This is a genomic window from Nonomuraea sp. NPDC054003 (assembly GCF_055585125.1).
The window spans coordinates 43,360-63,825 of sequence record NZ_JBVJKR010000022.1; the positions used below are offsets into that span (position 1 = coordinate 43,360).

At 73.6% G+C, this 20,466-nt stretch carries 21 protein-coding genes; 12 read left to right on the forward strand and 9 right to left on the reverse strand.

From position 1 onward, the window contains the following. Positions 1-53 precede the first annotated feature (53 nt). Positions 54-611, reverse strand: a complete 558-nt coding sequence (locus tag ACZ6YG_RS40290) for a flavin reductase family protein (RefSeq protein ID WP_271278204.1) — start codon at positions 609-611, stop codon at positions 54-56. A gap of 152 nt (positions 612-763) precedes the next feature. On the opposite strand from ACZ6YG_RS40290, the gene ACZ6YG_RS40295 reads away from it, so the two are divergent. The 5 genes from ACZ6YG_RS40295 (at position 764) to ACZ6YG_RS40315 (ending at position 5,587) form a co-directional block, all read left to right on the forward strand. Further along, the gene (locus ACZ6YG_RS40295; RefSeq protein ID WP_364234361.1) at positions 764-1,372 is read left to right on the forward strand and encodes a TetR/AcrR family transcriptional regulator; all 609 of its coding nucleotides are present in this window, start codon (positions 764-766) and stop codon (positions 1,370-1,372) included. Positions 1,373-1,465: 93 nt separating this feature from the next. Further along, positions 1,466-2,422, forward strand: coding sequence for a bifunctional MaoC family dehydratase N-terminal/OB-fold nucleic acid binding domain-containing protein (locus ACZ6YG_RS40300; protein WP_466020861.1), 957 nt, complete (start codon positions 1,466-1,468; stop codon positions 2,420-2,422). Continuing rightward, positions 2,419-2,844 (forward strand): MaoC family dehydratase, encoded by a 426-nt coding sequence (locus ACZ6YG_RS40305; RefSeq protein WP_148031154.1) that lies wholly within the window; start codon positions 2,419-2,421, stop codon positions 2,842-2,844. Before ACZ6YG_RS40300 ends, ACZ6YG_RS40305 begins: the two co-directional genes overlap by 4 nt. Further along, positions 2,841-4,016 (forward strand): lipid-transfer protein, encoded by a 1,176-nt coding sequence (locus tag ACZ6YG_RS40310; RefSeq protein WP_466020862.1) that lies wholly within the window; start codon positions 2,841-2,843, stop codon positions 4,014-4,016. Before ACZ6YG_RS40305 ends, ACZ6YG_RS40310 begins: the two co-directional genes overlap by 4 nt. Beyond that, positions 4,013-5,587: a FadD3 family acyl-CoA ligase gene (locus ACZ6YG_RS40315; protein ID WP_466020863.1), complete on the forward strand. Its 1,575-nt coding sequence runs from the start codon at positions 4,013-4,015 to the stop codon at positions 5,585-5,587. The genes ACZ6YG_RS40310 and ACZ6YG_RS40315 overlap by 4 nt, the downstream gene beginning before the upstream one ends. Positions 5,588-5,592: 5 nt before the next feature. Here the strand turns inward: ACZ6YG_RS40315 and ACZ6YG_RS40320 are convergent, their stop codons facing one another. Further along, positions 5,593-6,228, reverse strand: a complete 636-nt coding sequence (locus ACZ6YG_RS40320) for a hypothetical protein (RefSeq protein ID WP_466020864.1) — start codon at positions 6,226-6,228, stop codon at positions 5,593-5,595. A 156-nt stretch (positions 6,229-6,384) separates the two neighbouring features. Here ACZ6YG_RS40320 and ACZ6YG_RS40325 point away from each other — a divergent pair, with 156 nt between their 5' ends. From ACZ6YG_RS40325 to ACZ6YG_RS40335, 3 genes are read left to right on the forward strand one after another with little or no spacing between them, the layout of a single operon-like run. Beyond that, a complete protein-coding gene (locus ACZ6YG_RS40325; protein WP_466020896.1) occupies positions 6,385-7,572 on the forward strand; it encodes a thiolase family protein in 1,188 nt (395 codons plus the stop codon). Next, entirely contained in the window at positions 7,569-8,243 is a 675-nt protein-coding gene (locus ACZ6YG_RS40330; RefSeq protein WP_466020865.1) for a 3-oxoacid CoA-transferase subunit A, read from the forward strand. The genes ACZ6YG_RS40325 and ACZ6YG_RS40330 overlap by 4 nt, the downstream gene beginning before the upstream one ends. Next, positions 8,240-8,899, forward strand: a complete 660-nt coding sequence (locus tag ACZ6YG_RS40335; protein ID WP_364234375.1) for a 3-oxoacid CoA-transferase subunit B — start codon at positions 8,240-8,242, stop codon at positions 8,897-8,899. Before ACZ6YG_RS40330 ends, ACZ6YG_RS40335 begins: the two co-directional genes overlap by 4 nt. A 22-nt stretch (positions 8,900-8,921) precedes the next feature. On the opposite strand, the gene ACZ6YG_RS40340 is transcribed toward ACZ6YG_RS40335, so the two are convergent. Both ACZ6YG_RS40340 and ACZ6YG_RS40345 read right to left on the reverse strand, forming a co-directional pair. Continuing rightward, positions 8,922-10,349: a PepSY-associated TM helix domain-containing protein gene (locus tag ACZ6YG_RS40340; RefSeq protein ID WP_466020866.1), complete on the reverse strand. Its 1,428-nt coding sequence runs from the start codon at positions 10,347-10,349 to the stop codon at positions 8,922-8,924. A gap of 223 nt (positions 10,350-10,572) precedes the next feature. Then, the gene (locus ACZ6YG_RS40345) at positions 10,573-11,169 is read right to left on the reverse strand and encodes a hypothetical protein (protein ID WP_466020867.1); all 597 of its coding nucleotides are present in this window, start codon (positions 11,167-11,169) and stop codon (positions 10,573-10,575) included. Positions 11,170-11,259: 90 nt separating this feature from the next. Between ACZ6YG_RS40345 and ACZ6YG_RS40350 the strand changes: the two genes are divergently transcribed. Then, positions 11,260-11,433, forward strand: coding sequence for a hypothetical protein (locus ACZ6YG_RS40350; RefSeq protein ID WP_187281127.1), 174 nt, complete (start codon positions 11,260-11,262; stop codon positions 11,431-11,433). Positions 11,434-11,444: 11 nt separating this feature from the next. Here the strand turns inward: ACZ6YG_RS40350 and ACZ6YG_RS40355 are convergent, their stop codons facing one another. After that, the gene (locus ACZ6YG_RS40355; RefSeq protein WP_466020868.1) at positions 11,445-12,596 is read right to left on the reverse strand and encodes an alpha-hydroxy acid oxidase; all 1,152 of its coding nucleotides are present in this window, start codon (positions 12,594-12,596) and stop codon (positions 11,445-11,447) included. A 133-nt stretch (positions 12,597-12,729) separates the two neighbouring features. On the opposite strand from ACZ6YG_RS40355, the gene ACZ6YG_RS40360 reads away from it, so the two are divergent. Together ACZ6YG_RS40360 and ACZ6YG_RS40365 are read left to right on the forward strand one after the other, a co-directional pair. Beyond that, positions 12,730-13,335 carry an HD domain-containing protein gene (locus ACZ6YG_RS40360; protein WP_219543338.1) on the forward strand — a complete coding sequence of 202 codons (606 nt, stop codon included), beginning with the start codon at positions 12,730-12,732 and terminating at the stop codon, positions 13,333-13,335. A gap of 70 nt (positions 13,336-13,405) precedes the next feature. Beyond that, positions 13,406-14,911: an AAA family ATPase gene (locus tag ACZ6YG_RS40365; RefSeq protein ID WP_466020869.1), complete on the forward strand. Its 1,506-nt coding sequence runs from the start codon at positions 13,406-13,408 to the stop codon at positions 14,909-14,911. Here ACZ6YG_RS40365 and ACZ6YG_RS40370 read toward each other — a convergent pair. From ACZ6YG_RS40370 to ACZ6YG_RS40380, 3 genes are read right to left on the reverse strand one after another with little or no spacing between them, the layout of a single operon-like run. Beyond that, entirely contained in the window at positions 14,843-15,124 is a 282-nt protein-coding gene (locus tag ACZ6YG_RS40370) for a DUF4031 domain-containing protein (protein WP_148031165.1), read from the reverse strand. The two genes, ACZ6YG_RS40365 and ACZ6YG_RS40370, sit on opposite strands and share 69 nt — an antisense overlap. Then, positions 15,121-15,861 (reverse strand): HAD family hydrolase, encoded by a 741-nt coding sequence (locus ACZ6YG_RS40375; RefSeq protein WP_148031166.1) that lies wholly within the window; start codon positions 15,859-15,861, stop codon positions 15,121-15,123. The genes ACZ6YG_RS40370 and ACZ6YG_RS40375 overlap by 4 nt, the downstream gene beginning before the upstream one ends. Before the next feature lie 18 nt (positions 15,862-15,879). Next, on the reverse strand, positions 15,880-17,052 hold the full coding sequence (locus ACZ6YG_RS40380) for a cytochrome P450 (protein ID WP_148031167.1): 1,173 nt from the start codon (positions 17,050-17,052) through the stop codon (positions 15,880-15,882). 446 nt (positions 17,053-17,498) lie between these two features. Here ACZ6YG_RS40380 and ACZ6YG_RS40385 point away from each other — a divergent pair, with 446 nt between their 5' ends. Continuing rightward, positions 17,499-18,740, forward strand: coding sequence for a hypothetical protein (locus ACZ6YG_RS40385; RefSeq protein WP_148031168.1), 1,242 nt, complete (start codon positions 17,499-17,501; stop codon positions 18,738-18,740). 10 nt (positions 18,741-18,750) lie between these two features. Here ACZ6YG_RS40385 and pgm read toward each other — a convergent pair whose 3' ends face one another. After that, on the reverse strand, positions 18,751-20,382 hold the full coding sequence (gene pgm / locus ACZ6YG_RS40390) for a phosphoglucomutase (alpha-D-glucose-1,6-bisphosphate-dependent) (protein ID WP_466020870.1): 1,632 nt from the start codon (positions 20,380-20,382) through the stop codon (positions 18,751-18,753). Positions 20,383-20,466 lie beyond the last annotated feature (84 nt).

Genomic DNA, 20,466 nt, shown 5'->3' on the forward strand with positions numbered 1-20,466 from the left:
GACGATCGTCGTGCGCCGGTCCTTGCTCCTGTCCAGGGGATCGCGGGCCGGACTCAGTAGTCGCCCCAGCTCCACAGGTTGGCGCCGGGCTCGCCGGGCCGCCGCTCGCCGAGACCGAACCGGCCGCGGTAGAACAGCATCGGCTGCTGCTCGGTGACCGGTTCGAGCTCCCGTACCAGACCGATGACCACGTCGTGGTCGCCCGCGACGTGCACGTCGCGCACCTCGCCGTGCACCCGCAGCAGCACGTCGCGCAGCGCGGGGACGCCCCAGCGGGACAGATCCCACCCGAGGCCGTCGAACTTCCGGCCGGTGCTGGACCCGAACCGGCCGCAGAGCTCGACCTGGTCCTCGCCCAGCACGTTCACGCAGAAGCGGCCGCTCTTCCTGATGCGCGGCCAGGCGCGCCCCCGGTGATCGGCGCAGAACAGGATCAGCGGCGGCTCCAGCGACACCGACGCGAACGACTGGCAGGTGAACCCGACCGGCTCGCCGTCGTCGAGGCCGGTGACCACGGTCACCCCGCTGGCGAACATGCCCATCGCCCTGCGGAACTCGGCCGTGGTAGGTGGGTCGATCAGGGGTTCGGCGTCGGCGAACTCGGCTGTCATCGCTTCCCCTCAACGTGCGCTTGACGACTCGAACCTACAAACCCCCCTCCGGCATTCCACCCCCGGGATCCCGTTGAGTGGAAGACTCCCAGGTCCACGGGCGCGCGGGTGTGTAGGGTCGTGCCATCCCACAGACCGGTCGGGGGGAGAAGGTGCCGAGGATCGCCGAGGTCAGGACACCGGCCGAGCCCAGCTCGCCGGAGCAGCGGGCCCGCCACCTGCGCATCCTCGGGGCGGCGGCGCGGATCGGCGCCGACAGGGGCCTGGAGCGCGTGCAGATGCACGAGGTGGCCAAGGAGGCGGGGGTCGCCATCGCCACCCTCTACCGCTACTTCCCGTCCAAGACCCACCTGTTCACCGCGGTGCTGGCCGAGCAGATCGACCGGTTCAGCGAGAGCCTCCGCCGCCCGGAGCCCGCCGCCTGCCCCGAGGACGCGGTCGCCGACGTGCTCGTCCAGGCCAGCCGCCAGCTCCTGCGCCGGCCCGCGCTGGCCGCCGCGATGCTCCAGTCGGCCAGCACCGCCAACCCGTCCGTGGTCGCCGACGCCGCGCGCGTCGAGGACACCTCCCGCGACATCATCCTGCGGACGCTGGCCGTCGACGAGCCCACCCCGATGGACGTCACGCTGGTGCGGCTGCTCGTCCAGTGCTGGTACGGGGTGCTGCAGTCCGGGCTCAACGGGCGGCTGCCGATTCCTCAGATGGAGAGCGACCTGCGCATCGCCTGCCGCCTCCTGCTCGCCGGTCGCTCGAACGCCTGACGTCGCTCCCGTTCAGCGGGATTCGCCCTCCTGCCGGGGCTCCCGGATGGTTAACGTCGGAGGCCGGCAGGCGTTGCTCAGGGAGGGACCCCGTTGGCCCAGACAGAGCAGGACGGTTACGAGAAACGGCTGGGGGAGTTCGCCGGCCGGGAGGCGGCGCCGCTGAGGCCCGGACCCGACCCGGTCAACGTGCCGATGATCCGCCACTGGGTGGAGGCGATGGGCGACCGCAACCCCGTCTACCTCGACGAGGAGGCCGCCCGCCGGACCGGCCGCGCCGGGATCGTCGCCCCCGCCTCGATGATGCAGGCCTGGACCATGCGCGGGTACGCCGCCGCGACCGCCGGGCAGGACGACGGGTCCGGCCTGGGCGAGCTGATCGCGCTGCTGGCCGAGGGCGGCTACACCTCGGTGGTGGCGACGGACTCGGAGTTCGCCTTCCACCGCGAGCTGACCGTGGGCGACCACGTCGGGGTGCGCGAGATCATCGAGTCGATCTCGCCCGAGAAGAAGACCGCGCTCGGCGCCGGGCGCTTCGTGACCACCGAGCGCACGTACCTGGACCAGCACGGCGAGACCGTGGCCGTCCAGCGCTGGCGGATGCTGTGGTTCCGCCCCGCTCGGACGCCGCCCGGAGGCCGGGAGCCGGCGGCCCCGCGGCCGCGGCCCGCCGTCAACCGGGACAACGCGTTCTGGTTCGAGGCCGCGCGGGAGCACCGCCTGGTCATCCAGCGCTGCGACGCCTGCGGCGCCCTGCGCCACCCGCCCGGCCCCTGCTGCCCGCGGTGCGGCTCGTACGGATGGGACACCGCCGAGGCGTCCGGCCGGGGACGCGTCTACAGCTACGTGGTCAGCCACCACCCGCGCCACCCGGCCTTCGAGCCCCCGTACGTGGTCGCGCTCGTGGAGCTGGAGGAAGGCACCAGGCTCGTCACCAACCTGGTCGGCGTCGCCCCCGAGGAGGTCGAGATCGACATGCCGGTCGCCCTCGAATGGCTCGACCCGGACCCGGAGCTGTCGCTCCCGGTGTTCCGGCCGGTGACGGCATGAGGAGCCGCGCGTACGACGAGGTGACGGTCGGCGAGACGCTGCCCGAGCTGCCCGTCCCGCTGACCCGCACGCTGATCGTGGCGACGGCGATCGCCAGTCGCGACTACCAGGACGTGCACCACGACCCCGGCCTGGCCGCCGAGCGCGGCTCCCCGGACGTGTTCATGAACATCCTGACCACCAACGGCCTCATCGACCGGTACGTCACGGAATGGGCGGGACCGGCCGCCGAGGTCAAGGCCATCAAGATCAGGCTCGGCGCGCCCAACTACCCCGGTGACACCATGGTGCTGACCGGGACCGTCACCGCCAAGCACGACGAGGACCGCCGGGTCGAGATCGCCGTACGCGGCGCCAACCGCCTCGGCGCGCACGTCACCGGCACCGTCGCGGTGCGGCTGCCGGGCGGGGCGGAGTCGTGAGCGGGCTGTCCGGGCGGGCGGCGATCGCCGGGATCGGCGCCACCGAGTTCTCCAAGGACTCCGGCCGCAGCGAGCTCCGGCTGGCCTGCGAGGCCGTGCTCGCCGCCGTCGCCGACGCCGGGCTGCGGCCGTCCGACGTGGACGGGATGGTGACGTTCACCGCCGACTCCAGCTCCGAGATCCACATCGCCCGCAGCACCGGCATGGGCGAGCTGAGGTTCTTCTCCCGCGTCCCGCACGGCGGGGGCGCGGCCTGCGGCACCGTCCAGCAGGCCGCGATGGCGGTGGCGACCGGCGTCGCCGAGGTGGTCGTCTGCTACCGGGCCTTCAACGAACGGTCCGGGCAGCGCTTCGGACTCGGCAGGGCCGACGCGCCCTCCGGCGCCGGGGCCGACGACGCCGCCTTCGCCTGGGTCAGCCCGTTCGGGCTGTTCACCCCGGCCCAGTGGGTGGCCATGTTCGCCCGCCGTTACATGCACGAGTACAAGGCCACCGGCGAGGACTTCGGCCGGGTCGCCGTGGTCGACCGCAAGCACGCCGCGACCAACCCGGCGGCCTGGTTCTACGGGCGGCCGATCACCCTCGCCGACCACCAGGCCTCGCGCTGGATCGCCGAGCCGCTGCGCCTGCTCGACTGCTGCCAGGAGAGCGACGGCGGCCAGGCCCTGGTCGTGGTCTCCGCCGAACGGGCCCGCGACCTGCCGCACCCGCCCGCGCTGATCCTCGCCGCCGGTCAGGGCTCCGGCGACGACCAGCACATGATGACCAGCTACTACCGTCCCGAGATCACCGGCATCCCGGAGATGGGCCTGGTCGGACGGCAGCTCTACGGGCAGAGCGGGCTCGGCCCCGCCGACGTCGACGCGGCCGTCCTGTACGACCACTTCACGCCGCTGGTGCTGCCGCAGATGGAGGAGCTCGGCTTCTGCGGCAGGGGCGAGGCCCGGGACTTCATCGCCGACGGCCACCTGGAGGTCGGCGGCAGGCTGCCGGTCAACACCCACGGCGGCCAGCTCGGCGAGGCGTACATCCACGGCATGAACGGCATCGCCGAGGGCGTGCGGCTGGTCCGCGGCACCTCCGTGAACCAGCCCCCGTCCGTACGGCACGTCCTCGTCACGGCCGGGACCGGCGTGCCGACCAGCGGCCTGATGCTGGGAGCGGACCGATGAACGAGGACCTGACGATCCCCGGCGTCCTGGCCCGGGCGGTCCGCGAGCACCCGGACGCCGAGGCCGTCGTCGACGGCCCGGTCCGGCTCACCTACGCCCGGCTCGGCGCCCTCGTGCGGGAGGCGGCCAAAGCGTTCATCGCGGCCGGCGTCCGGCACGGCGACCGGATCGGCATCTGGGCGCCCAACAGCCACCGCTGGGTGGTGACCGCGCTCGGCGCGCTGACCGCCGGCGCCGTCGTCGTGCCCGTCAACACCCGCTACAAGGGCGACGAGGCCCGCTGGATGCTCGGCCGCGGCGGCGTGCGGCTGCTCTTCACCGAGGACGGCTTCCTCGGCAACGGCTATCTCGCCATGCTCGGCCTCACGCCCGGCGCGGGCGTCCCGGCCCCGCCCGGCCTGACCGCCGTCACGTACGACGCCGGACCCCGTCCGGGCGCCACCACCTGGGAGGACTTCCTCGCCGCCGGCGCCTCGGTCGGCGACGAGGAGCTGGACGCCCGCACCGCCGCCGTCCGGCCCGGCGACGTGGCCGACATCCTGTTCACCTCGGGCACCACCGGCCGCTCCAAGGGCGCCATGTGCACCCACGCCCAGGACGTCAGGACCAACCGCGCCTGGGCCGACAGGACAGGGCTGCGCCACGGCGACCGCTACCTGATCGTCAACCCGCTCTTCCACTCCTTCGGCTACAAGGCCGGCGTCTTCGCCTGCCTGATCAGGGCCGCCACCATGGTGCTGCAGCCGGTCTTCGAGGCGGGCGAGACGATGAGGCTGATCGAGGCCGAGCGGATCACCGTCCTGCCCGGCGCGCCGACCATCTACATCACCATGCTGGACGCCCCGGAACGCGCGCGGCACGACCTGTCGTCGCTGCGCCTCGCGGTCACCGGCGCGTCGGTGGTGCCGGTCGCGCTGGTCCGCCGGATGCGGGCCGAGCTGTTCCCCGAGGTCGTCACCGCGTACGGGCTCACCGAGTCGTGCGGCACGGTCACCGCCTGCTCCGTGGACGACGACGACCGGACCGTGGCCACCACCTCGGGCAGGCCCATCGAGGGCGTCGAGGTGCGGGTGACCGGCGCCGACGGCGAGCCGGTGCCCGCCGGGGAGGACGGCGAGATCCTCGTGCGCGGCCACAACGTGATGCTCGGCTACCTCGGCGACGAGGCCGCCACGGCGGACGCCGTGCGGGACGGCTGGCTGGTCACCGGCGACCGCGGCCGGCTCGACGGGCGCGGCTACCTCACCATCACCGGCCGCTCCAAGGACATGTACGTGACCGGCGGCTTCAACGTCTACCCGGCCGAGGTCGAACAGGCGCTGGCCGGGCACGACGCGGTCGCCGAAGCCGTGGTGACCGGCGTGCCGGACGCGCGGATGGGTGAGGTGGGGCGGGCCTACGTGGTGCCCCGCCCGGGCCTGGCCGTCACGCCGGAGGACCTGATCGGCCACTGCCGGGAGCGGCTGGCCGGCTTCAAGGTGCCCCGCGAGATCGTCCTGGTCGGCGCCCTGCCCCGCAACGCCACCGGCAAGGTCGACAAAGCGGCCCTGGCGGGCTCGGCGAAGCCCTGACCGCCTCAGACGAAGCCCTCGTCGAGGAGCCGTACGCCGCCCTCGTCTATCGCGTGCCTCTGCCCCGACCCGCCCACCACGCGACACCAGCTCTCCACGACGAGCCCGGGCGGCTCCAGGCGGTAGCCGAACCCGCCGTACATGCCGGGCACGGGGAACCAGCAGGACGGGTCCGCCTGCTCGGTGAGCGGCTCCAGCTCGGGCAGCCGGAGCCGGTGGAGGGTGACCAGGTCCTCGGCGCGCTGGCGGATGAGGCCGTGGAAGTGGCGCTGGATCGTCGCCAGCGTGCCCTCCGGCACCGGGTGGAGGATCGCGGGCGTGAGCGGTTCGACCAGGTGCCGATGCCCCTTACGGTGGGCGACGTCCACGGCACGCTCCCCGCTGGCGGTGCGCAGCGTACGCCAGGCGCCGAGCGCGACCAGCCGCCGCACGGCTTCCGGCGCGGCCCCTCGCCAGGCCGCCTGGTGCAACGGGGCGTACCAAGTCGCGCCGCCGAGTCTGCCGCTGTTCACCCAGCCGGGGTGCTCGCCGAGCAGGGCGAAGACCGCGTCCCAGTCGCCGTGCCGCGCGGCGTCGGCGAGCGCGTCGCGCTCCCCGGCCTCGTGGTGGCCCGGCCGGAGGGTGATGCCGTCCCAGATCACTGTGTCGCGCTCCCTCTGGTGCCGCGATGGGAAGTGCGGACACCCTGACAAAGGCAACATCTCATGCCTCTTCGGTAGGTGCGGGTGCTGCGCTAAGCTACACACTGTTCGCATAAGGAACGTGTGTTCGTATAGCGAACAGAAGGGGAGGACGTGATGGGTTCGGCCTTCGTCTACGCCGCCGCGCGCACGCCGTTCGGCAAGTTCAACGGCGCGCTCGCCGGTGTCCGACCGGACGACCTGGCGGCCGCCGCGCTGCGCGGCGTACTGGCCAGGGTGCCCGAGCTGGATCCGGCCGGCATCGGCGACGTGGTGTGGGGCAACGCCAACGGCGCCGGGGAGGACAACCGCAACGTGGGCCGGATGGCCGTGCTGCTGGCGGGGCTGCCGGTGACGGTCCCGGCGACCACCGTCAACCGGCTGTGCGGGTCGAGCCTCGACGCCGCCATGATGGCCTCGCGCACGATCGAGAGCGGCGACGCCGACGTCGTGGTGGCCGGCGGGGTGGAGTCGATGACGCGGGCGCCGTGGGTGCTGCCCAAGCCGTCGCGGGCCTTCCCCGCCGGCGACGTCACCGCCGTGTCGACCACGCTCGGCTGGCGCCTGGTCAACCCGCGCATGCCCAAGGAGTGGACGGTCTCGCTCGGCGAGGCCAACGAGCAGCTGCAGGAGAAGTTCTCCATCTCCAGGGAGCGGCAGGACGCGTTCGCGGCCCGCTCGCACGCGCTGGCCGACGCCGCCTGGAGCGCCGGGTTCTACGACGACCTGGCGGTCCCGGTCGAGGGCACGGAGCTCGCGCGCGACGAGGGCATCAGGCCCGGCTCCACGCCCGAGGTGCTGGCCGGGCTCAAGCCCGCCTTCCGGCCCGGCGGCACGATCACCGCAGGGAACGCCTCGCCGCTCAGCGACGGCGCGTCGGCGCTGGTCCTCGGTTCCGAGACGGCCGCCCGGCGGCTGGGCGCCGAGCCGATCGCGCGCGTCGCCGGCCGCGGCGCCGCCGCCCTCGAACCCCAGGCGTTCGGGTACGCCCCGGTCCAGGCCGCCGACCAGGCCCTGAGGCGGGCCGGCATCGGCTGGGACGATGTCAGCGCGGTCGAGCTGAACGAGGCCTTCGCCGTGCAGTCCCTGGCCTGCGTCGACGCCTGGGGGATCGACCCGGAGATCGTCAACGTCAAGGGCGGCGCCATCGCCATCGGCCACCCGCTGGGCGCCTCCGGCGGCCGCGTCCTCGGCACCCTCGCCCACGTGCTGCGCGAGCGGCGCGAGCGGTGGGGCGTCGCCGCCATCTGCATCGGCGTCGGCCAGGGCCTGGCGGTCGTCCTGGAGAACGTGAGCGCCGCATGACCGCGATACTCACCGACCCGGACGAGGCGCTCGCGGGCGTCGAGGACGGCTCGACCGTCCTGATCGGCGGCTTCGGCATGGCCGGCATGCCGGTCACGCTCATCGACGCGCTGATCCGGCAGGGCGCCAAGGACCTGACCGTGGTCAGCAACAACGCGGGCAACGGCGACACCGGCCTGGCGGCGCTGCTCGCCGCCGGCCGGGTACGCAAGATGATCTGCTCGTTCCCGAGGCAGAGCGACTCGTGGGTGTTCGACGGACTCTACCGCGCGGGCGAGATCGAGCTGGAGGTGGTGCCGCAGGGCACGCTCGCCGAGCGGATGCGCGCCGCCGGGGCCGGCATCGGCGCGTTCTACTGCCCCACCGGCGCCGGCACGCCGCTGGCCGAGGGCAAGGAGACGCGCACCATCGACGGCCGGGACCACGTGCTGGAGTACCCGATCAAGGGCGACGTGGCGCTCATCGCCGCGCACGCCGGCGACCGGCTCGGCAACCTCGTCTACCGCAAGACCGCGCGCAACTTCGGCCCGGTCATGGCGACCGCGGCCGCCCTGACGATCGCGCAGGTGAGCCACGTGGTCGAGGTCGGCGACCTGGACCCCGAGACCGTCGTCACCCCCTGCGTCTACGTCGACCGGATCCTGGACACGAAGGCGGGGGAGGCAACATGAGCACCGTCGAGCATCCGGGCCGTGGGCCGCTCGGCCGCGAGGAGCTGGCCGCCGTGGTCGCCCGCGACATCCCGCGCGGCGCGTTCGTCAACCTCGGCATCGGCCAGCCCACCACGGTCGCCGACCACCTGCCGGCCGACTCGGGCGTCATCCTGCACACCGAGAACGGCATGCTCGGCATGGGCCCCGCCGCCAAGGGCGACGAGGTGGACCCGGACCTCATCAACGCCGGCAAGCTGCCCGTCACCGAGCTGCCGGGGGCGTCCTACTTCCACCACGCCGACTCCTTCGCCATGATGCGCGGCGGTCACCTCGACGTGTGCGTGCTCGGCGCCTACCAGGTGTCGCGGCGCGGCGACCTGGCCAACTGGCACACCGGCGCCCCCGACGCCATCCCGGCCGTCGGCGGCGCCATGGACCTGGCCATCGGGGCGAAGCAGGTGTTCGTCATGATGACGCTGTTCGCCAAGGACGGCACGGCCAAGCTCGTCCCGGAGTGCACGTACCCGCTGACGGGCCTGGCCTGCGTGAGCCGCCTCTACACCGACCAGGCGATCTTCCACCTCGGCCCGGACGGCGTCACGGTGGCGGAGACGTACGGCATCGGCTTCGACGAGCTGGCCGCGCGGCTGGAAGTCCCCGTCCGCCGCGGCTGAGCGCCCGGACGGGCCCGCGCCGTCAGCCGGTGATCTCGGCCAGGCGCGGGATCCGGCGCAGCACCAGCCGGTCCAGCAGCAGCACCGCCAGCATCGTCACGCCCGCCAGCGGGAACAGCACCCCCAGCACCACCATGATCGCCGTCACCCCGTACGCGGCGCGCCTGTCCATCGGCCGGGCGGGCGCGCCCATCCGGCCCTTCGGACGGCGCTTCCACCACATCCACGCCCCCGAGACGACCAGCGTGATCAGCGCCAGGCAGGCGCCCAGCATCACCAGCAGGTTGACCGTGCCGTAGCGGCGGCCCTCGTGCAGCGCCACGCCCTGCTCCACCGCCTTGGCCAGCACCCCGTACTCGTCCCACCCGTACGAGACGAGCACGCGGCCGCTGTACTGGTCCACGTGCAGGGTCTGGGCGGCCGACGGGTCGCGGCGCGGGGCGGTGACGACCGTGTAGACGCCCTCGCGGTCCTTCGGCAGGAGGATCTTCAGGTCGCACTCGGCCGGCGAGCAGTCCCGGATGGCGGGCCGGGCGGCGGCCAGCGCCTGCTCCAGGGGGAGCGCGCCCGGGTGCAAGGCGCTTCCGCCTCCCGCGTCGTGGCCCGCGTGCCCGCCGTCCTGGGAGGTCGGCACCGGCAGCCGTTCCGCGGCCCACGGCACCTTGGCGTCGGGGTTGTCCGACAGGTCCGCCGAACGGTTCGGGTAGTCGCCGGCGTCGGGGTAGGTGGAGCCGGTCCGCTCCTGGATCCGCTGCAGCGCGTCACCCCACACGCCCGACCAGGGCAGGCCCGAGATCACCAGGAACACGATGACGACGCCGGCGCCCGCCCCGGTCAGCGCGTGCACGCGGCGCAGCCTGGCCCTCGGCGAGCGGGCCGGGCGCCTGCCGCGGCTGGTCCACCACAGGTACGTGCCGGTCGCGACCAGGATCAGCGACCAGCACGCCGCGGTCTCCACCACCCGGTCGCCGGCGGTGCCCGCCATCAGCTCGCCGTGGATGGTGCGCACCACCCGCATGAACGTGGCCGCGTCGTCGATCGTGCCGACGACCGTGGCCGACCCCGGATCGACGTACACCGAGACGCCCTCCGCCCACGGGCCGGCGTCCTCGCCCTGGAAGATGATCCGGGTCGTGCGGTCGGGAGCGGCCGGCGGGATCACCGACATGACGGGCGCGCCGGGCATGCTCCGCTGCGCGGCCGTGATCTGCTCCGACAGCGGGCGGGCGGTGGTGACGGGCTCGGCGAGCGTGCGCACGTCCTGGTAGCGCCACTCCTCGAACGGTTCCTTGAACAGGTAGACGGACCCCGTGACGGCCAGGACGAGCAGGACGGGGGCGACGAACAGGCCCGCGTAGAAGTGCCAGCGCCAGAAGGCGCGGTACCGCCGCGAGGAGGACGGGGCGGGCCGGACGGTGACGGTCTCCGGGCGCGCGTGGACAGTGGTCATGGTCAACTCCGGAAGAACGAGAGCGAGGGGGGCCACCACGGCCGGCATCCGGCCATGACGATCAGGCCGCGCGACGGCGACCGGTCACAGCGGCGGGCATCCCGCGGCACGATCGGACCGACGGCGGTTCCGGCGCCGTGATCACGGCGCGACGGACCGACGGCGGGTTTCCGGCGCCGTGGTCAGGGCGCGGCTCCGTCGGCGGACGGCGTCTTTCCCTGCTCTAGTGGGGCGGTCCCCGATGGCTCACGGCCCACGCGAGCACCTGTGGCCCGCGTACCGGTGGCTCTCCGGCGGCGGGCACGATCCGGAGAGGCGCAGGAGTCACCCGGCCGCGCGGCGACGGCCGCGACAGCCCGGCCAGCGAGCAGCCCAGCAGGACGAGCACGGTCACCAGCGCCGTCTCGCCCCGCTCCAGCCACCAGGCGCACAGCACGGCGACCAGCACGTGCGCGAGCGGCATCGCCATCCCGGGCAGCGGGCCCCCGCCATGGTGGCCCGCGTCGTGGCCCAGGACGTGCGCCGCACCGGGGAGGTCCGCGCTGAACACCTGGTGCATGCCGTACTGGGCAGAGAACGAGGCCGCCACCAGCACACCCCTGCCCCGGCGGCGCCGGCCCAGCAGGTAAGCGCCCGCCCCGGCGGCCACGGTCGTCGCGGCCACCACCCCCAGGGAGGCCCCGGAACCACCGGCCAGCACGTGCGTCCCGAGCGCCGCGTACACGCAGACCGTCGCGAACACGGCGGCGCCCAGGAGCCGCACGGCGGACCGGCCGGTCGCCTGCGCCTCCCGGGCGCCGCGTGCGCGAACACCACTCACACGCGGGGATACGCGCAGCGCACGGCCCGGGTTCAACAGCCCCGCGCAGGGGCCCTGTTCGGGCAGGTATGTCCGGCGTACCGTCGGGTCATGAATGACACGTTCATCGCCACCACGCTCCGCCGGGTCCGGGAGGCGGCCGCGGAGGTCGAGCGGAGCGGCACCGGCGTCGAGGAGGCGCTGCGGGCGGTCCGCAAGCTGCGGACCGCCGCCGAGCAGGCCGAGGACGAGCTGATGGAGCACCGGCTGTCCCGGCTCAGGTAGTCCGCCCAGGCTCAGCGCAGCCGCACCACGTCCGCGTCCAGACCGTCCACCCCGGACGCGCCCAGCAGCGCGAGCGTGCGCACCAGCTCGCCGCGGAGCATCGCGAGCACCCGGTCCACGCCCGCCTCCCCGCCCGCCATCAGGCCGTACAGGTAGGCGCGGCCGACGAGGCAGGCCCGCGCGCCCAGCGCCACCGCCGCCGCGACGTCCGCGCCGCTGCGCACGCCGCCGTCGAGGAACACCTCGGTCCTGTCGCCCACCGCCGCCGCCACCTCCGGCAGCAGCTCCAGCGGCGTGGGGGAGCGGTCGAGCTGCCGGCCGCCGTGGTTCGACACCACCAGGCCGTCCACCCCCGCCGCCACCAGCTCCTCGGCGTCGTCGACCCGCTGCACGCCCTTCACCAGCAGCCGTCCGCCCCACTCGGCGCGGATCCACTCCAGGTCGCGGAGGGTCACCGCCGGGTCGAACATCAGGTTCGTGATCCCCGCCAGGTCGTCCGGCGCCCCCTCCACCGTCGCGAACCGCAACGGCTCGCCGGTCAGGAAGCCGAACCACCAGGCCGGCCGGGTCATCGCCTGCGCCAGCCCGCCCCAGCGCAGCGACGGCGGCATGGTCATGCCGTTGCGCACGTCACGCAGCCGCCCGCCGGCCACCGGCACGTCCACAGTGACGACCAGCACGTCCATGCCCGCCTCACGGGCCTGCCGCAGCCAGTCCCTGACCCGCCCCCGGTCACGCACCACGTACAGCTGGAACCAGTTCCACCCGCCGGGCGCCGCCGCGGCCACGTCCCGGGCGCTCGTGGTGCCCATCGTGGAGAGTGCGTACGGGACCCCGGCGCGGGCGGCGGCCCTGGCCACGGCCCGCTCACCGGCCCGGTGCATCATCCGGGTGAACCCCGTGGGCCCGAGCACCACCGGCATCGCCACCCGCCGCCCCAGGATCTCGGTCCCGGTGTCGACGCGGGCCACGTCCCGCAGCACGTGCGGCCGGAACTCCACCCGCGCGAACGCCTCCGCCGCCCTGGCCGTCGACAGCTCGCCCTCGGCCGCGCCGTCGACGTAGTCGAACACCACCCGGGGCGCCCGCCGCCGCGCCAGCCGGCGCACGTCGGCCACGTCAGCCGCCCCGGCCAGCCCGCCCCGCGCCCGCCTCCGGGGCACGAACGCGCGCGGCTCCCGCCACCGCGGCAGCCGCCGGCCCGCACCCTGACCCTGCTCGATGCCGCCACGCTAACAAGCGGGCGGCGACCCGTGAACCTTCCCGGCGGTCACGGCGCGCGGCTAGGGTGGCCGGGTGCTGGAGGAGTGGCGTGCGCTGGTGGGCGGGTCCCGGGCCGGGGACGCGGTGGGAGCCGAGCTGGTCGCCAGGTGGTCCGAGCCGCACCGGCGCTACCACGACCTCGACCACCTGCGGGCAGTCCTGCGCGCCGTCGGCCTGATCCAGGAGTGGGCCGCGGACCCCGTGGCCGTGCGCCTGGCCGCCTGGTTCCACGACGCCGTCTACGACGGCAGGCCCGGGTGGGACGAGGAGCGCAGCGCGCAGCTCGCCCGGTCCCGCCTGCCCCGCTGCGGCGTGCCGGCGCGGCGGGTGGCCGAGGTGGCCAGGCTGGTACGGCTGACCGCGGCGCACGACACGCTGGCCGAAGGAGACCGCGACGGGGCCGTGCTCTGCGACGCCGACCTGGCGGTTTTGGGCGGCGACGGGTACGCGGACTACGCGGCCAAGATCAGGCAGGAGTACGCGCACGTCCCCGGCGAGTTGTTCAGGCGGGGCCGGGCCCAGGTGCTCCGCCGTCTGCTGGCCGTACCCCGCCTCTACAGGACACCGCCGGCGCGCGAGCTGTGGGAGGCGCGCGCCCGGGAGGCCGTGAGCGCGGAGCTGGCCGAGCTGGAGCGCTGACGAGCGGCATGACCGCGCTTGACGGACAAGGAGCGGCGCGCGGCCCGGCGATCTGTCAGTGTGGGCGGTCATGGACACCGACGACGCCCGGTCACTGGCCCGGTCGCTGAGAGAGCTGATCCAGGACGCCCACCACACCCTCGCCCTCGACACGCCACCCGAGCTGGTGACCCGCGTGACCGGCCACCTCGGCTGCGAGCTGAGACACGTGGTCAACGTGGTGGCCGCGTTCCCCGGCTGGGAGCACGCCAACCTGCAGCGCGGCGTCGACGCCTACCTCGCCGCGCACACCCCCGGCGCCGAGTGGTTCGGCATCGCCGGTCAGGGCCGCGAGCACGACGACATCGTCAACATGCTGGCCCGCGCCGCCCAGGGCTGGGAGCGGTACGAGCCGGGCGCGGTCGACTACGAGGCCGTGGCGATCGGCCCCGACGAGACGACCGAGGTGATCTCGCTGGGGATGGTGCTCACCCGGGCCCCCGGCGGGACGCCCGTGGTGCTGGCGCTGCGCGGCGCCCAGGAGCACATGTCGACCGACTGCCAGGTGGTCGTGCTGGCGCCGGACAGGGCCGCCGCCAAGGAGTCGCGCGACGAGATCGAGCGCCTGATGCGCGAGCACGACGTCTACCGAGGGCAGATCCTGTCGTTCGCGTGGAGCGAGTACCGCGGCAACGACCTGGTGACCTTCCTGCCCCGCCCCGACCTGAGGCCCGGCCAGGTGGTGCTGCCCGACGGCGTGCTGGAGACGATCGAACGGCACATCGTCGGAGTCGCCGAGCAGGCGCCGCGGCTTCGCGCGCACGGCCAGCACCTCAAGCGCGGCCTGCTGCTGCACGGTCCGCCCGGCACCGGCAAGACCCACACCGTCCGCTACCTCATGGCCAGGATGACCGGCTGCACGGTGATCGTGATGACCGGCGGGGCGATCCGGTTCGTGTCGCAGGCGGCCGGGCTCGCCAGGCGGCTGCAGCCGGCGATCGTGGTGCTGGAGGACGTCGACCTGGTGGCGCGCGACCGGTCGTTCAGCGACGACGGCAACCCGCTGCTGTTCGCGCTCCTCGACGCCATGGACGGGGTCGGCGCCGACGCCGACGTGACGTTCGTGCTCACCACCAACCGGGCCGACGTGCTCGAACGCGCGCTGGCCGACCGTCCCGGCCGGGTCGACCTGGCCGTGGAGATCCCCAGGCCCGACGCCGCCGGGCGGGCGGCGCTGCTCCGCCTCTACGCCCGCGACCTGCCCCTGCGGGCCGACCTGGAGCCGATCGTGGCGCGTACCGAGGGCGCGACCGCCTCGTTCTTCAAGGAGCTGCTGCGCCGGGCCGTGCTGGACGCGCTCGCGCACGACGGCGGGACGCCCGCGATCACCGGCGACCTGCTGAACCGGGCGCTCGACGGGATGCTGCACGAGCGCGCGGCGCTGACCCGCACCCTGCTCGGGTCGGGCGAGCCGGGCGAGGAAGAGGAGCCGGTGCCCGAGGACGCGTACGCCTCTCTGGGCGGGGCGTCATTCCCCGGCGCGTACGGCGTGCACCTTCCGGCGGCGGAGCCCGGCCGCGACCAGCCGCTGCAGTAGCTCGCGGGAGGTGACCGCCTGCGCGCCCAGCGACACGGCGAACGCGTGCACGGTCTCGGGCACGTCGTAGTGGTCGCGGTCGAACGCGCGCACGGGCACGCTCAGCCGGGCGGCGAAAACGTGGAGTTCGTCCAGGGACGTGTCGCTGACCAGATGTGACCACATCAGGCCGCGCGGCCCCGGCCACTGCGGGGGATCGATGAGCACCGTCACGAGGTCAAGGGTAGAACGCGGCCGCGCACGACCGGCTCACCGAGGTCCTTCACCACCAGGTCGGCGCCCTCCCCGGCCGGCGCCAGGGCGATCACCAGGGCGAAGCCGCCCTTCCTGCCCGCCTCGACGCCCGCCGGCGCCGACTCCACCACGGCGGTCCTGCCGGGCGGCACGCCGAGACGGCGGGCCGCCTCCAGCGGCAGCGCCGGATCGGGCTTGCCCGGCAGGTTCATCAGCGCCGCGTCGCCGCCGTCGACCAGCGTGTCGAACAGGTGCAGCACGCCCGCCGCGGCCACCAGCGTGCGCCCGTGCAGGCTGGCGGACACCCCGGCGGTGCGGGCGCCCCGGTTGCGCAGCTCGTGCAGCAGCGCCACGGCCGCGGGGAACGCGGCCACCCCGTGCAGCCTCACCTGCTCCATGAACAGCTGCTCCTTGGCCCGGCCGAGACCGTGCACGGTCGGCGCGCCAGGCTCGTCGTCCGGCGCGCCCTCCGGCGCGGTGAGGCCACGTGAGGCCAGGAAGGCGCGGACGCCGTCGAGTCGCGGCCGTCCGTCGACGTACCGCAGGTAGTCCTCCCGGACGTCGAACGGCTCGAACGGCGCGGAGCGGCCGCGCAGGAACCCGTCGAACACGTGCTTCCACGCGGCCGCGTGCCCGCGGGCGGTGTCGGTGACCGTGCCGTCGGTGTCGAACACCACGGCGCCGATCGCGCTCAGGTCGATGACAAGCTCGTTCACCCTGCGAACGTAACCGCTTCACCACGCCACGGGTAGCTTCTCCACGCCGTAGACGATGGCCAGCTTGCGCCACGGGACCTCCCCGTCCAGGCGCAGCGTCGGGAAGCGGCGCAGCAGCATCGGGTAGGCGATGCGCAGCTCCATCTGCGCCAGCGGCGCGCCGATGCAGCGGTGGATGCCGTGACCGAACGCCAGGTGGGAGCCGGCGGTGTGGCGGCCCGGCTTGACCTGGTTCATGTCCTCGCCCAGGTTCGGGTCGCGGTTGGCGGCGGCGAGCGAGCAGAGCACCAGCTCGCCCTTCTTGATCTGCTGCCCGTGCAGCTCCAGATCGTCGCGGGCGAAGCGGGGGAAGGCCACCTGCACCACGGTCATGTAGCGCAGCAGCTCCTCGATCACCTCGTCGATGTAGCCGTCGACCTCGCGCACCTTGGCGGCCTGGTCGGGGTTCTCCAGCAGCCAGAGGGAGCCGAGCGCGAGCATGCTCGTGCTGGTGTCGTGACCGCCGGTGAGCATGCCGTCGGCCATGCTGGCCAGGGTGCGGTCGTCCAGCGCGTCGCCGTGGTCGCGCAGCAGCTGGCCGAGCAGGCCGTCGCCGGGGTCGCGCCGCTCGCGGGCGACCAGGTCCGTGAGGTACGTCATCGCGTCGTTGATCGCCTGCAGCGACGCCTCGGGCCCGGCGGTGAAGTCGAACCGGTTCGTGCTCACCTTGACGAAGTCGGCCTGCTCGTCGTACGGGACCCCGAGCAGCTCGGAGATCACCAGGGACGGGATGGGGAGCGCGAAGTCCTCCATCAGGTCCGCGGGGGAGCCCTTGGCCTCGATCCGGTCCAGGCACTCGGTGACCAGCGCCTCGATGCGCGGCTCCAGCCGCCGCAGCCGGCGCATGGTGAACTCCGGCGTCAGGAACTTGCGCAGCCGGGTGTGCTCGGGCGGGTCGCGGAAGCCCAGGCCGCCCGGGTCCTCCTGGTTCGAGCCGAGGCCGATGACGCCGGCGAAGTCGTTGCTGAACCGCTCGTGGTCGCCGAGCACGCCGCGGACGTCGTCCCAGCGGGTGACCAGGTAGACCGTCTGCCCGCCGGGGATCTCCATCGGGTAGACGGGGTGATCCGCCTGGATGCGGAGCAGTTCATCCGCTGGATCGAACCGTTCCCGCATGAACTGGACGAGAGGAAACTCTTCTGACTCTGACATGGATTCCGTCCTGCTGGGATACATCGCACGATGCTGGGATAAATCCCTCGCTAGATGGTCCCATCCTGGAAGCCGTGCTGGTGACCTCCCGAAGGACGAGATTTCATCTCAGCCTCAGGTAAGAGCCCTGGTCACCTCGCCCCCAGGGCGGAACCGTCCGGTGATGAGCGTAGACGGGCGGGTTCGCGGACGGAGCCCCGACCGCCGGGTAAGCGGGTGGCGAGCCGGGTGCGCTCCGTGAGGATCGGGGAGACGCCGTGGCGTCCACGGGACTGGCCACTCCGGGTCCGTTTGGCGCGTTCCCCCACGGCTCCGGTGCTGGTGGGACGTATGGGGAAATCAGTGCAAACTGGGCAGCAGCCGGAGTTTGGCGTACAAGGTGGCTACAGTCTGCAATGATCTCGTCATCGAGCCCCCCGAGACTGAGCCTCAACGGATAGTGACTGATGCCCACATTTGAGGAAATCACTACCTTCATCACCGAGAAGCCGCTCGCGACCGCCGTGATCGCGCTGCTGAGCCTGGCCGGGCTCATCCTGGCCTTCCTGGTGCTTCGCGTCGCCTGGCGGGTCACCGCCTGGCTGTTCGCCCGCTACGTCGCCAACCGTCCCATCGAGGACGTGCTGACCATCGTGGCCGCCTCCATCGCGACGGGCGTGTCCGCCCAGGGCATGTGGCGCTTCTCCGGTGACGTGCTGGGCCTGGACGGCCCGCTGAGGCTGCTGCTGTTCGCCTTCATCGAAGTGGCCATCATCACCTCCGCCGTGCGCGCCCGCCGCAACATGCGGGAGAACTTCTCCGCGGGCATCGACGGCATCGCCGTGTGGGCGCTGACCTGCCTGACCGCGGTGCTGTCCAGCATGGACGCCAGCAGCTTCCCCGAGGCGGTTTTCCGGCTCGCCGCCCCGCTGGTGGCCGCCTGGCTCTGGGAGCGCGGCATGGCCATCGAGCGCCACCGCATCCGCGGCACCGGCCGCATCAACTGGCGGCTCACCCCCGAGCGGCTGCTCGTCCGGCTCGGCCTGGCCGAGGTCAGCGACCGCACCGCCAGCGAGGTCGACGCGCACCGTAGGCTCACCCGGGTCGCGCTGGCCGCCAAGCGCGCCAAGGCGCTGCGCGAGGCCGGCGCCCCCGACCGCAAGATGCGCGCCGCCCTGGCCAAGCTCGACAAGGCCATGGACCAGGCCGTCGAGCACACCGGCCTGGCCGTCGACCAGGGCCGCCAGGAGGCGCTGCTCGCCCAGATCGCCGCCCTCTACAACACCACCGCGCTCATCGACGCCGACCCGCGGGTGCCCTGGGAGCCCGAGCGCGACCACCGGCCGGTGCCCGCCAGGCCCGAGCTGCCGCCCGCGCTCGCCGAGCTGGTGCGGGAGGAGGACGACGAGGAGATCGCGGTCATCGACGCGGCCCCCCAGATCGTCGACACCGCCCAGCGCGCGGTGCTCATGCGCCAGGCCCGCGCCTACTGGAACCGGCAGATCGCCAAGGGGATCGTGCCGCGCACCGTGGACATCGCCCAGGAGATCGGCATCCCGGTGCCCGTCGCCCGCGAGTGGCGCGCGCTGTGGAAGCTGGAGCCCGCGGCCCACGCCCTCATCGAGCAGCTCTACCACCAGCACGGCATCGTCGACACCGGCGCGTTCCCGGCCATCGACGACGACGGCCGGGTGCTCGCGAAGTCCTGAAGGGTCCTGATCAGCCCAGCGCCGCGGAGACCAGCGACCGGGCCTCCTCCTGCACCTTGGCGAGGTGGTCCGGGCCGCGGAACGACTCGGCGTAGATCTTGTAGACGTCCTCCGTGCCCGACGGCCGGGCGGCGAACCAGGCGCTCTCCGTGGAGACCTTGACGCCGCCCAGGGACGCCCCGTTGCCCGGCGCGGCCGTGAGCACCGACGTGATCGGCTCGCCGGCCAGGCTGGAGGCCGTCACCTGGTCGGCCGACAGCTTGCCGAGCACCGCCTTCTCCTCGCGGGTGGCCGGCGCGTCCACCCGCGCGTAGGCGGGCTCGCCGAACCGCTCGGTCAGGACCCGGTAGTGCTCGCTCGGCGACCTGCCCGTGACCGCCTGGATCTCGGCCGCCAGCAGGGCCAGGATCAGGCCGTCCTTGTCGGTGGTCCACACCGAGCCGTCGCGGCGCAGGAACGACGCGCCCGCGCTCTCCTCGCCGCCGAACCCGAGCGAGCCGTCGAGCAGCCCCGGCACGAACCACTTGAAACCCACCGGCACCTCGTACAGCCGCCGCCCCAGCGAGGCGGCCACCCGGTCGATGACGCCGCTGCTGACCATCGTCTTGCCGACCCCGGCGTCTCGCGGCCACCCGTCGCGGTGCTCGTACAGGTAGGAGATCGCCACCGCCAGGTAGTGGTTCGGGTTGACCAGCCCGCCGTCGGGGGTGACGATGCCGTGCCGGTCGGCGTCGGCGTCGTTGCCGGTGGCGATCTGGAAGCGGTCGCGGCCGTCGATGAGCGAGGCCATCGCGTACGGCGACGAGCAGTCCATGCGGATCTTGCCGTCCCAGTCGAGCGTCATGAACCGCCACGTCGGGTCGACCAGCGGGTTGACCACGGTCAGGTCGAGGCGGTGGCGCTCGGCGATCTCGCCCCAGTAGGCCACACTGGCGCCGCCGAGCGGGTCGGCGCCGATCCGCACCCCGGCCGCCCTGATCGCGTCCAGGTCCACGACCGAGGGCAGGTCGTCCACGTACGAGCCGAGGAAGTCGTAGCGGCCCGCCGCCTCCAGCGCCCTGGCGTAGGGCACCCGGCGCACCCCGGCGAGGTCCTGGGCCAGCAGCCGGTTGGCGCGGTCCTGGATCCACGAGGTGGCCTCGGTGTCGGCCGGGCCGCCGTTCGGCGGGTTGTACTTGAAGCCGCCGTCGGACGGCGGGTTGTGCGACGGCGTGATGACCACCCCGTCGGCGAGCCCCGATTTCCTGCCGCGGTTGTACGTGAGGATCGCGTGGGAGACGGCCGGCGTCGGCGTGTAGCCGTCGCGGGAGTCGATCAGCACCCGCACGTCGTTGGCCGCGAGCACCTCCAGCGCCGACACCCGCGCGGGCTCCGACAGCGCGTGCGTGTCGATGCCCAGGTAGAGCGGGCCGTCGGTGCCCTGCGTCAGCCGGTATTCGCAGATGGCCTGGGTGGTGGCCAGGATGTGGGCCTCGTTGAAGGCCGAGGCCCGCGACGACCCGCGATGGCCCGAGGTGCCGAACGTCACCCGCTGCCCCGGGTCGCCCGGGTCGGGCCGCAACGCGTAGTAGGCGGTCACCAGCCGGGCCACGTCCACCAGATCCGCGGGCTGAGCGGGCTGTCCCGCACGTTCGTGGGTCATGAAGCCACTTTACAAAGGGGGTACGGCCCGGCCTCGGCACCACCCGGCGCGACCGGGGTTACACTCGCCCCAGCCGACTAGAAT

What these genes read in the sequence shown, in the direction of transcription:
- ACZ6YG_RS40290 (WP_271278204.1), bottom strand. Translation starts at nt 611, where the DNA reads ATGACAGCCGAGTTCGCCGACGCCGAACCCCTGATCGACCCACCTACC.
- ACZ6YG_RS40305 (WP_148031154.1), top strand. Translation starts at nt 2,419, where the DNA reads ATGAGGAGCCGCGCGTACGACGAGGTGACGGTCGGCGAGACGCTGCCC.
- ACZ6YG_RS40315 (WP_466020863.1), top strand. Translation starts at nt 4,013, where the DNA reads ATGAACGAGGACCTGACGATCCCCGGCGTCCTGGCCCGGGCGGTCCGC.
- ACZ6YG_RS40325 (WP_466020896.1), top strand. Translation starts at nt 6,385, where the DNA reads ATGGGTTCGGCCTTCGTCTACGCCGCCGCGCGCACGCCGTTCGGCAAG.
- ACZ6YG_RS40330 (WP_466020865.1), top strand. Translation starts at nt 7,569, where the DNA reads ATGACCGCGATACTCACCGACCCGGACGAGGCGCTCGCGGGCGTCGAG.
- ACZ6YG_RS40335 (WP_364234375.1), top strand. Translation starts at nt 8,240, where the DNA reads ATGAGCACCGTCGAGCATCCGGGCCGTGGGCCGCTCGGCCGCGAGGAG.
- ACZ6YG_RS40340 (WP_466020866.1), bottom strand. Translation starts at nt 10,349, where the DNA reads ATGACCACTGTCCACGCGCGCCCGGAGACCGTCACCGTCCGGCCCGCC.
- ACZ6YG_RS40350 (WP_187281127.1), top strand. Translation starts at nt 11,260, where the DNA reads ATGAATGACACGTTCATCGCCACCACGCTCCGCCGGGTCCGGGAGGCG.
- ACZ6YG_RS40365 (WP_466020869.1), top strand. Translation starts at nt 13,406, where the DNA reads ATGGACACCGACGACGCCCGGTCACTGGCCCGGTCGCTGAGAGAGCTG.
- ACZ6YG_RS40380 (WP_148031167.1), bottom strand. Translation starts at nt 17,052, where the DNA reads ATGTCAGAGTCAGAAGAGTTTCCTCTCGTCCAGTTCATGCGGGAACGG.
- ACZ6YG_RS40385 (WP_148031168.1), top strand. Translation starts at nt 17,499, where the DNA reads ATGCCCACATTTGAGGAAATCACTACCTTCATCACCGAGAAGCCGCTC.
- pgm (WP_466020870.1), bottom strand. Translation starts at nt 20,382, where the DNA reads ATGACCCACGAACGTGCGGGACAGCCCGCTCAGCCCGCGGATCTGGTG.